The sequence below is a fragment of the Desulfovibrio faecalis genome (assembly GCF_053570625.1).
On the sequence record NZ_JBRBQR010000001.1, the window covers coordinates 3,113,322 to 3,125,924 of the forward strand.

General features: G+C 62.2%; 7 protein-coding genes. 2 read left to right on the plus strand and 5 right to left on the minus strand.

Annotated elements, in window-relative coordinates; all coding sequences use genetic code 11:
- The first annotated feature begins 196 nt into the window (after nt 1–196).
- Nucleotides 197–5,938 carry an alpha-2-macroglobulin gene (locus tag ACUZ79_RS13775; protein ID WP_449251935.1) on the plus strand — a complete coding sequence of 1,914 codons (5,742 nt, stop codon included), beginning with the start codon at nt 197–199 and terminating at the stop codon, nt 5,936–5,938.
- The gene (gene pbpC / locus ACUZ79_RS13780; protein WP_449251936.1) at nt 5,922–8,309 is read left to right on the plus strand and encodes a penicillin-binding protein 1C; all 2,388 of its coding nucleotides are present in this window, start codon (nt 5,922–5,924) and stop codon (nt 8,307–8,309) included. The genes ACUZ79_RS13775 and pbpC overlap by 17 nt, the downstream gene beginning before the upstream one ends.
- Nucleotides 8,310–8,369: 60 nt before the next feature.
- Here pbpC and mutM read toward each other — a convergent pair whose 3' ends face one another.
- The 5 genes from mutM to ffh form a co-directional block, all read right to left on the minus strand.
- A complete protein-coding gene (mutM, locus tag ACUZ79_RS13785) occupies nt 8,370–9,230 on the minus strand; it encodes a bifunctional DNA-formamidopyrimidine glycosylase/DNA-(apurinic or apyrimidinic site) lyase (RefSeq protein ID WP_240824861.1) in 861 nt (286 codons plus the stop codon).
- Nucleotides 9,231–9,379: 149 nt separating this feature from the next.
- Entirely contained in the window at nt 9,380–9,958 is a 579-nt protein-coding gene (gene rimM / locus ACUZ79_RS13790; RefSeq protein ID WP_449251937.1) for a ribosome maturation factor RimM, read from the minus strand.
- A gap of 129 nt (nt 9,959–10,087) precedes the next feature.
- Entirely contained in the window at nt 10,088–10,318 is a 231-nt protein-coding gene (locus ACUZ79_RS13795) for a KH domain-containing protein (protein WP_192113339.1), read from the minus strand.
- A gap of 220 nt (nt 10,319–10,538) precedes the next feature.
- Complete coding sequence (gene rpsP, locus ACUZ79_RS13800; protein ID WP_192113338.1) at nt 10,539–10,778, minus strand: 30S ribosomal protein S16; 240 nt, start codon at nt 10,776–10,778, stop codon at nt 10,539–10,541.
- Between the two features lie 124 nt (nt 10,779–10,902).
- Complete coding sequence (gene ffh / locus ACUZ79_RS13805) at nt 10,903–12,447, minus strand: signal recognition particle protein (RefSeq protein ID WP_192113408.1); 1,545 nt, start codon at nt 12,445–12,447, stop codon at nt 10,903–10,905.
- Nucleotides 12,448–12,603: the final 156 nt, after the last annotated feature.

Below are 12,603 nucleotides of genomic sequence, written 5' to 3' on the forward strand. Positions count from 1 at the left end.
CGCAAATCAGCAGCCCCCGTCCCTGTTCCATGACTGCCGTAGACAAATAGTGCCGAATCCGGCATTCATAGCATAGCACCTGTTAACGCGTAGCGTTAGCGGGCGCTTCCTTCATAATTCCACCTGTTTTGCAGCGCTCCGGGCCATGCGGGCACCGGATTTTCGCTCCTGCCCTTTACCGCACTGCGGAGGAATCATGCCGACAACGCCACTGCGTTTCCTGCTCATAATTCTGGCTGTTTTTCTGCAAGCCGCTCCGGCTCTGGCCGGGCCTGCCTACCGGGTTGCCGCCCCCAGCAATCCGCAGGAGGACAACTGGCTGCGCCGCGAAGGGTTTTCCATAACTTTTCAGGTGGATGAAGCCCGCTGCAAGAAAGAATACGGCGCGGATTGGTCGCGCCAGTGCGCCTCTTCCCCGGCTGGCGAGGAAGGACGCGTTGTGGATGGCGTGCGCATGACCCCGCCCGTGGCTGGCGTGTGGCGCTGGGTTGACGACTCCACCATGGAATTTACCCCCAAGGAGCACTTGTCGCCTGATACCCGCTACACCATTTCGCTGGAAAAAATGGCTTTACCGGGACGGTTCTCTCTCAAGCGGCAGGCCGTATACGCCACCCAGCCCCAGGCCGTGCGCGTGGGCAAGGAAACCTTCTGGATTGATCCCTCGCCCAAGGGCGCGCACGCCGTTTCCGTGCCCTTGCGCTTTATCTGGCCCGTGGGCACGCAGGATATGGATGGGCGCATTAGCATTGCCCCCAGCGATGCTAAAAGCGGCCTTGCCCTTGGCGCGCCCCGCCTTGTGTGGAACGAACGCCGCGACGAGGTGGTCGTCACCGCGCCCGTCACAGCCCTGCCGGAAAACAACGCCGCCGCCCGCATCAGCATCAAGGGCTTGCCCGCATTTGCCGAAGGCTCGGGCAAATGCGTGGTCGTTGCGCCCAAAAAGGACGCCAAGGCTCCGCCGAGCGTGGAGGCCCTCTTCTCCATCACCGGGCGCGCCCGCCTGATGGATGTGGCTAAAATTACCATTAATCCCGTCTATGACGACAAGCTGGACAAAAAATTTCAGCTCGAGGTCAAAACCACCCTGCGCGTCCTGCCTACAGAGCTGCTGCGCAAGCTTGAGCTTATCCAGTTGCCCCGCAAGCTCACCGCCGAGGCAGGGAAAGATGCTGACTGGACAAAAATGCCCGCCATCAGCCCTGAAGACGTTAAAAACGGCGCGCGCCTCAAGCCGGAGCTGATGCAGGCCGCCGATGAACCGGCAGACCGTATTTTGCTGCGCATTCCCGCAGAGGCCGGGCGCGGGCTGCTGGCAGCCGTGGACAAGGGCCTGCCCTCCACCGCAGGGCCGGAAACAGCGCAGGTTCGCCGCTTTATCATGACAGTGCCCTCCCTCGGCACCGAAGTGGGCTTTTTGCAGCCCGGCAACGTGCTGACCCTGAGCGGCCAGAAAAAACTGGATATTTACGCCACAGGTCTTACCTCCGTGGCCTGGCGCGCCGAGCGAGTCCGCGATCCTTTTCTGGCCCTTGCCGCAAAAGAATCCGGCTTTGAATACCCCACGGCGGATATGGACGTCATGAGCGATGTGGTGGAAGGCCGCATTGAAGTACGCAAGGAACAGGCAGGCGCTTCTTCCTTTCCCGTGCTTGATCTGGCCCCGCTGCTGCGCGGCGGCAAGGAGCCGGTGCACGGGCTCATGCGCATAGAGCTGACCGGATACAGCGGTGATAAATCCATTGCCTATGCTGCTCGCCTGCTGCTGGTTACAGATATGGGCCTGACCGTTAAAATGGCGGGAGACGGAGCGCGCACGGTCTTTGTGCAGCATCTGGGCACTGGCCAGCCCGTGCAGGGCGCGGAAGTGCGCCTGCTGGGTCTTAACGGTTTGCCGCTGCAAAGCGCCGTCACCAACGCGCAGGGCCGCGCCGACCTGCCGCCCGCCAATGGCCTTGAACGCGAAAAACGCCCGGTGGCCGTGGTGGCTCTGGCCCCCGCAGCCGGAAAAACCGCCGATGCGACCAAAGACGCTGGCCCGCAGGATCTGGCGTGGCTCTCACTGGACGATGCCACCCGTATGGTGGATTACAGCAACTTTGCCATTTCTGGCCGCCACACCTCGGCGGATGGCCTCAGCGCCTCGGTTTTCAGCCAGCGCGGCATCTACCTGCCGGGCGAGACCCTGCACTTTGGCTGCATTGTGCGGCGGTTTGACTGGCAGCCCATGCCCGCCGGTCTGCCGCTGGAGGCGGTGCTTGTCAGCCCCACCGGGGCGGAGGTCATGCGCCGCGCCTTTACCGTGGGCGAAGACGGCCTGAATTCCTTTGACTGGGCCTGCCCCGAGGATGCCGCCGTTGGCTCGTACCAGCTTGATGTGCGCCTGCCGGGCGACACTGCCCGATCCGGCGCTTCGCCCGTGTTGGGCAGCACCCGCGTACGCGTTGAAGAATTCCAGCCCGACACCCTGGCCCTTGCAGCCTCGTTTACGCCCGCAGCGCCCAAGGGCTGGATACGCACCGGGCAGGAGGCCCCGGCTATGGAAGCGCAGGCGCGGCTGGACAATCTGTATGGCGAACCTGCGGTCAATCACCGCGTTCAAGCGACCCTGCGCACGGAAAAAAGCCGCCTGCACTTTGCAGGATACGAAGACTATACATTCTATGAGCCTGCGGGCTTTGAGGGCGAAGGCCAGTCTCTGGAACTGCCCGCAGCATTTACAGACAGCAAGGGCATAGCCGCCTTTGCCCTGCCTCTGGGCAGGTTGCAGGCCGGTACTCTGCGCGGGGCCGTGCAGATAGAAGGCTTTGAGCCTGCGGGCGGCAGGGCCGTTACCCGCCAGCTTGACGCGCTGTTCTCGCCTCTGGTGGTGGCTCTTGGCTACAAGCCCGAAGGCGAGGTCAACAACCTTGACTACATCCCGCAAAACGCCAAGGCATCCCTGCGCCTGCTGGTGCTGAACAACGACCTTGCGCCCGTAAACCTTGCCAAGGCCGAAGCCGTGTTTTCTGCCCGGCGCTATGTCAACAGCCTGGTAACGGATTCCAGGGGCGAATACCGCTATGACGCCACGCCCGTCGATACGGAACTGACGCGCAAAACTCTTGATTTCGGAACGCAGGGCCTCTCCCTGCCACTGCCCACCACTGATGCGGGTGATTTTCTGCTCACCGTGCGTCAGACAGACGGGGCCGTACTGGCGGTCATCCCCTACACAGTGGCTGGCGACAGACTTGCCCAGCCTTCGGCCCTTTCAACGGAATCTCTTGCCAAGGGCGATCTGCGCCTCAAGCTCGACAAGCAGCAGTACTCCCCCGGCGACACCATCAAAATGCGCATTTCCACGCCCTACGCGGGCGCGGGCCTCATCACCATTGAGCGCGAAAACGTGCTGGCTCAGGCATGGTTCACGGCGCAGGCTGGCGAAAGCGTGCAGGAAATCCGCATTCCCGATGACTTCCAGGGTCGAGGCTATGTAAACGTTTCCTACGCCCGTTCGCTGGATTCGGACGTGATCTACATGAAACCGCACGTGGTCGCCGTGGCTCCCTTTATGGCGGGCATTGACCAGCGCGATCTGGGCCTTGCCCTTACCGCCCCGGCGCGGGCCTTGCCGGGCGATACCGTCACCGTGCGGCTTACCTCCCGGGTGCCGGGCCGCGCGCTGATTTTTGCCGTGGATGAGGGCGTGCTGCAACTCACGGGCTTTACCACGCCAGACCCGCTGCGCGACCTTTTAGGTGACCGGGCGCTGGATGTGAGCACCGCCCAGATATTTGACCTGCTCATGCCCGACCATGCGCGCCTGCGCGGGCGCATTCCCGGTTTCGGCGGCGACATGTCCGGCCCCGGCGGGCGCTTCCTTAATCCTTTCAAACGCAGGGGCGAGCCTCCCTTTGCCCTGTGGCAGGAAATTGTGCCAGTGGACGCCAAGGGTACTGAGGTGCGCTTTACCGTGCCGCAGTACGCCAGCGGCAAAATCCGCATCATGGCCGTGGGCAGCGCCGCACCCAGACAGGGCATCGCCCTGGCGGGCAGAACAGAGGCTTCCATGGAAGTGCGCGGCACGCTCATTCTCAAGCCCTTGCTGCCGCTGGCAGCCGCCCCCGGCGACGAGTTTGACGGCGCGCTGGTTGTGGCCAACACCATTGAAGGCAGCGGCCCCGGCGCGCGGGTGCGCGTGAAGATGGAAAGCGCCTCCGGCGGGCTGGCCTTTGCTCAGGAACCCGCACCCCAAACCGTGACCGTGGATGAAAACGGCGAGGCAACCATCAACTTCCGCATGCGGGCGCAGGATATCCTTGGCGAAGCCGCCGTGCGCTTTACGGCAAGCCTTGAAAATCCCAAAGCAGACAAAGCCGGGCCAGACAACGTCAAGGCAGGCAAGCCCGTTATCCGCACACAGACTGTATCCATACGCCCGCCCATGCCGCGTCTGCGCACGGAGAGCGTTACCCCGCTGCGCGGCCCCACAAGCGTTGACGTGCAGCGCAACCTGTATCCTTTTGAGGCCCAGGGACAGGCCAGTGTGGGCGCCATGCCCGTGCTTGCCCTGCGTTCGCTGCTTGCGCGGCTGGACACCTACCCTTACGGCTGCACGGAGCAGCTCATCAGCCGAGCCATGCCCTACGCCGCCCTGCTGGGTTCGCCCGAGGCGCGGCACGAGGTATTGCGCAATCCCAACATCAGCCCCGAGACCATGCTCAAGCGCGGCAACAAGGTTATCAGCGCCGCATTGAGCGCCATCATGGGCAACTTTACCCAGTATGAAGGCGTAAGCCTGTGGCCCGGCGGCACAGCCAATGACTTTGTCACCGCCTACGCGGCGGACTTTCTGCTGACCCTGCGGGACAGCGGAACCGTCACGCCCGAGGGGCTTTCGCACAACCTGCTCGATACCCTTGAATCCATTGTGGGCCGCTCGCCCACCGACATGGCCGATGCCCGCGTCAAGCTCTACGGGGCCTGGATTCTGCAACGTGATGGCCGCATCATGACTCAGGATCTGGAGCGCATCGAGCAGTGGCTCAAGGACAACTTCAAGGGATGGGAAAACGACATAGCCGCCGCCTTTCTGGCGGACAGCTACGATATGCTGCGGCTGCGGCGCAGGGCCGAACAGCGAATGCCTGCGGCACTCACCCGCTGCGATGACGAATTCATGAGCAATGGCGCTGTCCGGGCGCTGCATGCCCTCATGGTGGTGCGGCACTTCCCGGAAAAGAAAAAAAATCTGCGTATGGCCGACTTGCTGGACAGCGCCTTCAGCACTAACGCCACCACGGTGGATATGGGCCTTGGGGCTAGGACCCTGCTGGTCATGGGTGAAGCAACCGCCCTCAAGGCGGACAACCTCAGCCTGACCTGCCAGCAGTACGCGCAGGGCTTTACCCCGGCGGAGGGCAAGGCGTCGCCCCTTGGCGGAGCGCTTGTTCTTGATGCGCCGGGCTGCACCCGCTACCGCGTCGAAATGCCGCAGGGCGAGCCATTGCTCAGCCTGCTGGTAACCACAGAAGGTTTTGACCGCGCGGTCATGAGCGATGCTTCCAATGGCATCAGCCTGCAACGACGCTACCTTGACTCCAAGGGCGAGACCATAACCGCAGCCAGGCTTGGCGATGTCATCACGGTTGAACTGGCGGTTCAGGCCAGTGGAGAAATCAACAACGTGGTGTTGCTGGATCTGCTGCCCGGCGGCTTTGAACCCGTGCTGGAAAAGATCGGGCAGAGTCAGCCTCAGGACGGGCTGGTGCGCTATGAACGCCGCGAGGACAGGGGCATCTTCTTTGTGGATCTGAACGGCGACCGCCAGACCTTTACCTACAAGGTGCGGGCGGCCTCCAGAGGGCGCTTTGTGCTGCCCGCAGCCACTGCTGAAGCCATGTACAACCCGGCTGTAAACGCCCGCACGGGCGGCGGTAATGTCACTGTCGAATAAGCTTCTGGCCCGGTTCCGTATGGCTTTGCCGCTTGTGCGGAACCGGGCTGCCCATATGCCAGACGCCTTCTGCGCCCTGTTGCGACGCAGAAGGCGTCTGGCACTTGCCGCAGGCATGCTGGCTCTGCCGCTGGCGGCTCTTTTGCTCTGGCTGGCCTTTGCTCCCTGCCCGCACCCGCTGGCGGGTGTGGAATTCTCGCGCATGGTGCTGGACAAACGCGGCGGCATCATGCGGGTCAGCCTTTCCGCCGATCAGAAATACCGCATCCGCACACGGCTGGCGGATATTCCCCCTGCTGCCGTGGATACTGTTTTGCGCTACGAAGACAGATTTTTCTGGTATCACCCCGGCATCAATCCCCTTTCGCTCTTCCGTGCTGCCGCAGGCATCATGACGGGAGGCCGCCGCATGGGCGGCTCCACCATCACCATGCAGGTGGCCCGGCTGGCATATGGGCTGGAAACCGGCAAAATGGGGGCCAAGCTGCGGCAGATGCTGCTGGCCCTGCAACTGGAATGGCACTACAGCAAGGAAGAAATCCTCGAGGCCTATTTCAACCTTGCGCCATACGGCGGCAATGTGGAGGGTCTGGGCGCGGCGGCGGTGTGCTATTTTCACAAAACAGCCGCCCAGCTTGCCCCTGCGGAAAGCGCCGCCCTCATGCTGGTGCCGCAAAACCCCTCCCGCCGCAGACCGGCCCGCGACAACAAGGCCTTCAGCCAGGCCGTGCGCAGGCTCAACGAAACGTGGTTCGGCAAAAAGGAATCCGCTCCCCTGCGCGTCTACGGCCCGCAGGACATGCCCTTCATCGCGCCACATCTCAGCACCGAGCTGCTGCAACGCCCCGGCGCGGACATACTGCGCACAACGCTGGATACCACGGCCCAACGCCGCACAGAGCGCCAGCTTGCCCGTTTTGCAGCGCGGCACAGTGCCTACGGCCTCACCAACTGCGCGGCCCTGCTGCTGCACTGGCCCAGCATGGAAGTACGCGCGCTGGCTGGATCCGCCGACTTTTTCAACAAATCCATCGAAGGACAGGTGGACGGCACGCGCGCGCGGCGCTCCCCCGGCTCCACCCTCAAGCCCATGATCTACGCTCTTGCGCTGGAGCAGGGCCTCATCCATCCGCAAAGCCTGATGGCAGACACGCCGCACAGCTTTGCAGGCTATGATCCGGAAAATTATGACGGCGCGTTCCGTGGCCCCCTTTCTGCGGCTGAAGCCCTGCGCGCCAGCCGCAACGTGCCCGCCATAACCCTTGCAGCCAAACTGACCCGCCCGAGCCTGTACGAATTTTTGCGCCGCGCCGGGGTGGAGTTTGCCGATGGCGCAGACCACTACGGCCTGTCGCTGGTGCTTGGCGGGGCGGAAGTGAGCATGCGCGAACTGGCGGGCCTGTATGCCATGCTTGCCAACAAGGGCGTATGGCGGCCCCTGCGCTTTCTATCAGACGAAGCGCCGTCAGCACCCGCCCTCCCCCTGCTGACGCCGGAGGCGGCCTTTGTGACCCTCTCCATGCTTGAAGCGCCGGACCCGGACAAGATAGCCCGCTCGCAGGGCGGCGCTGTGCTGCCCGTGCGGCTTAAAACCGGAACGTCCAACGGCTTTCGGGATGCCTGGGCCGTGGGGCAGTTCGGCCCCTACGTGCTGGCCGTTTGGGTGGGCAATTTCAACAATACCGCCAATCCGCTGCTGGTGGGCGGCATGGTGGCCGCGCCGCTGTTTATGGATATGGCCCGCGAGCTGACGGCGGCGGAACCCATGACTGACCCTTTCCGCGATCCGGCCCCCGGCCTCAATGTAGAAAAATTGCGCGTCTGCGTGGCAACGGGCGATCTAGATACGTCCCTCTGTCCGGAAACCACGCTCACATGGTTCATCCCCGGAGTATCACCTGTTGCGCCGTCAGGCGTGTTCCGCAGCATCCTGATAGACAAGGCCAGCGGTCTTCGGGCCTGCGCCCCGCAGGATGGCCGCACGGAGCAGCGCGTATGGGAGTTCTGGCCCAGCGATCTGGCCCGCATGTTCGCCCGGGCGGGCATGCCCAAGCCGCCGCCACCACCTTTTGAGGAGCAGTGCCGCCGCGAGCAAAAAATCTCCGGTCAGCCGCCCACCATCATTCAGCCCAAGAGCGGACTTGTGTACCGCCGCACTGCTGACGCGCAAAATGGCAGCATGGTTTTTATGGCCCATGCCGAGGCAGGTGTGAACGAACTTTTCTGGTTTGCCAACGATAGCTATGTGGGCAGCACCGCACCGGGCGAGCCGCTACTCTGGCAGGCCACTGCAGGCGATGTGAGCGTGAGGGTGGTGGACGATGCGGGCCGGGCCACACGGCGGAACATCCGTGTGAGACCTGCTCCCTAGGGGCGGGTAGTTTGACGTTCGGGAGTGTTGCGGGGGCAAGAAGCAACCGCCCGCTGAATGCTACTTCTGGCAATGGGGGCAATACACCGTGGCGCGGCCCGCCACCTTGATTTTTTCAAGTGCGCGCCCACAGGCCTTGCAGGCCTGACCGTTGCGGCCATAGACGGCAAAACTGTTCTGGAAAGCTCCCACATTGCCGTTGGCATCACGGTAATCGCGTATGGAGCTGCCGCACTGCGATATGGAAAGTTCCAGCACATCCTTGAGGCAACGCAGCAAACGGCTGCGCTGCGCTGCGGAGAGCGAGCCAGCCTTGCGGCGCGGGTCGATGCCTGCGGCAAACAGGCTTTCATCCGCATAGATATTGCCCACGCCCGCAATGACCTTCTGATCCAGCAACACCGCCTTGATGGCCGAATTTCTGCCGTCAAGCCGGGCAGAAAAGGCGGCGTCTGTCAGTTCCAGCGGTTCGGGGCCAAGCTCCCGCCAGAAGCTCCACTGCTGCATGGTTTGCGGCGTTCCTGCCAGCAGCAGGCCAAAGGCCCGCACATCGTCAAAAAAAAGACGGCGCGTTTGCCCTTGAGCATCTTTCAGGTCAAACACGCAGCGTGTATGCGGGCCAGGCGCAGTGTGGGCGGGGTAAGTCATGAGGCGGCCGGTCATGCGCAGGTGCAGCGCAAGGCGCAGGCCGATTGCGCCGCGCAGGTCTGCCCTGGCAGCTTTTGCGGCGTCCAGCTCAAGCAGCAGCAGTTTGCCGCGCCTGCCCACGCCAGTGATGACGCAGCCCTGCAAATCTTCGGGCCGCAAGCTCAGAGGATGCAGGCTGGAATCGCGCAGCAGGGTTGCGCCCATGATGACGCAGCCTTCCACATGGGGGCGCAGGGTGCGCGCCACCGTTTCAACTTCTGGCAATTCCGGCATGGTCATTCCTGTGTGTGGCTGGCGGTGCGTACAATGACTTCGGGGGAAGAACCTTCCGCCGAAAGCTCCTCCCCCGTTTCAGTGCGGCTCATGCCGCACGATCAAATCTTGCCCGCCAGAGCAGCGGCAAAAATCTTGCGGCGCGTGCCTTAACTGTTTTCGGACTCGCCCTCGGCCTTGTTCTCTGCCTTGCTCTCGGCCTTGCTCTCGGCAAGATAAATATCCAGCAGCCCCTCGGGCGGGTCAATGACCACAGCGGGAATTTCCAGATCAAAACCCGCAATAAATTCAGGCCGCGCAGGGAAGAGAACTTCCTTGTCGTCATCAGTCATGATGACCCACATTTCAAGGCCCGCAGGGTACTCAAAATGGTCGAGCCTGCCGATGCGGGCACCGTCCGGCAGGACCACGTCGCAGTCGAGCAGATCTTCCAGATAGACCTCGCCGTCATCAGGCTCCGGCAGATCCTCGCGCCGCACAAACAGCTTGCAGCCGCGCAGGGCTTCTGCCGCTGTGCGGTCAGCTACACCCTCAAGCAGGAGCAGGGGCCGCTCCTTGTGGCTGCGCACAGCCGCAATCTTGACACGGCGCGGCGCGTCCTTGCCCTTCTGTAGCCAGAGGGGGGTATCCAAAAGCAAGGGGGAGTCCGCATGCCAGTCGATGCAGATCTCCCCTTTGATGCCGTGGGGCCGCGCCAGCGTACCCATATGAATCCAGGTTTCCGTCATACTTCCAGTTCTGCCGGGTTTCCGGCGGGCTGAGGCGTAGCTGCAATGCCAGGCATTGCAGCAGGCGGAACCGGGTTTTTCCCATTCCCCGCTTCCCTCAGGAAGCAGAAGCATGGAAAGAACGCGGCGCTACTCCAGAATTTCCAGCACTGTGCGTTTTTTGCACTTGATGGAAGCGGCGCTCAGAATGGTGCGCATGGCCCTGGCCGTGCGCCCCTGCTTGCCGATAACCTTGCCCAGGTCCTCTTTGGCGACCTTGAGCTCAAGAACCGTAGTCTGCTCGCCTTCCACTTCGCTGACTTGCACTTCTTCGGGATTATCCACCAGGGATTTGGCAATGTATTCTATCAGGGCCTTCATGTGTACCTCCAGTGGGGGTCAGCCAGTGGGCCTCGGGCGCGCCAAGCGCGCCCCCGGCTCAAACGGGGCCTGCTTGCAGACCACCGCCGGTTCTGATGAACCGGGACAGATATTGCCTGAGCTTTCCCAAAAAACAGCCAACAGCAAAGTTCTCCTTCAGGGCATGCCTGAAAGAGATTTGCCGTAGGCTCTGCGTTGCCGCAAAGATAAGCCCAATAAACTAGCCCAGGTGCTCTTTGATAAGAGCGCGCACGGTATTGGTGGGCTCAGCGCCACGACCCAGCCATTCCTTGATCTTTGCGGCATCAAGCTTCACTTCAGCCGGATTGACCATGGGGTTGTAGTAGCCCAGGAATTCCAGCGGACGGCCATCACGACGGGTTTCGTCATTCGCGGCCACCACACGGTAGAAGGGGTGCTTTTTGCTGCCGAGGCGGGTCAATTTCAACTTTACTGCCATGAGTCCAACTCCCTTTGATTGATGTTATGTTAGCGTTGCGCCCGGGAAAGGGCAAGGGCGGGAAGCCCTGGCGCAAAGAGATTCATCGCCGCGCGTGGCGGCGCTCCTTGCCCCGTAAATATTGTTACTTTTTCTTGCGCTTGGGACGCTCTTTTTTCTTGCGCTTTTTAGGCGCAGCCTTGGTTGCGCCAGCGCGAGCGCCGGGCATACCTTCCATACCGGGCATTCCAGGCATTCCACCCATCCCCGGCATGCCGGGCATTCCGCCCATGCCGCCAAGATTGGGCATACCGCCAAGCCCCTTGGGCAGGTTCATGCCAGGGGGCATGCCGCGCATGCGCGGCATTGCGGGCATTTTGGCGCCCTTGCCACCCATCATGCCCTTCATCATCTGGCGCATCTGCTCAAACTGGCGCACAAGCTGGTTAACCTGGGCAACAGTAACGCCTGCGCCCTTTGCTATGCGCGCCCTGCGGCTGCCGTTGAGGATGTCGGGATTGCGGCGTTCAGCCATGGTCATGGAACTGATGATAGCCTCAGTGCGCGCCATTTCCTTTTCAGGCATGGCCCCGCTGGCCTCGGCCAGCTTGTCGCGCAGGCCGCCCATGCCGGGGATCATTTTAAGGATGCTGTCGAGCGAACCGAGCTTTTTGATACGGCGCATCTGAGTGCGGAAATCTTCAAGATCAAAGCTGGCCTTCTTCATCTTGAGGGCCAGTTCTTCGGCTTCTTCTGCGTTGATGGCGCTCTGCGCCTTTTCAACCAGGGTGAGCACGTCGCCCATGCCGAGGATGCGGCCAGCGATACGGTCGGGGTGGAAGACTTCCATCTCCGACAGTTTTTCGCCCATACCCACAAACTTGACAGGCGCGCCCGTAACAGAACGGATGGAGAGAGCAGCGCCGCCGCGCGCATCGCCGTCCATCTTAGTGAGCACCACGCCGGTGATGCCAAGGCGCTCGTTAAAGCTTTCGGCCACGGTCACGGCGTCCTGACCGGTCATGGCGTCGGCAACAAACAGAATTTCCTGCGGCTGCACGGCCTGCTTGATGGCTGCCAGCTCCTGCATGAGCGGCTCGTCCACGTGCAGGCGGCCCGCAGTGTCGATCAGCAGCACGGTGGCCTGCTCTTCGCGGGCTTTTTCAAGCGCGGCCTTGGCAATATCCACGGGGTTCATGTCCACCGTGGAGGGGAAACAAGGCATGTCGAGCTGCTTGGACAGCACGGTCAGCTGGTCAATAGCCGCAGGGCGATACACGTCGGCAGGCACAAGATAGGGCCGCAGCTTCTGCTTGCGCAGAATATTGGCGATCTTGCCCGCAGAGGTCGTCTTACCAGAGCCCTGCAAGCCCACAAGCATGATGACCGCAGGTTCGCGCCCTTGCAGATTCAACCCGGCGGTTTCGCCGCCAAGCAGCTGCACAAGTTCATCGTTAACAATCTTGATGACTTGCTGGGCAGGGCTCACGCCCTTGAGCACCTCTTGCCCCAGGCACTTTTCGCGCACGCTTTCCACAAAGTCTTTAACGACCTTGAAGTTGACGTCCGCCTCAAGCAGGGCAAGGCGCACCTCGCGCAGGCCAGCCTGCACATTTTCTTCGGTAAGCTGCCCGCGCCCGCTGAATGTGCGGAATACGCCTGAAAGTCTGTCGGAAAGGCTCTCGAACATGAAGTCCCCATTGCGCCGCAGCCTCGCGGCGAAAAAATCGGCGCTCTCGCGCCCGCCCTGCGCCAGCCGCTGTTCACACAGTGCAGCCGCGCATTGGTCGAAGTGCTGATTCATAGGCTGTTTGATGCACCACGTCAAGCCTTAGACGCAGAATGC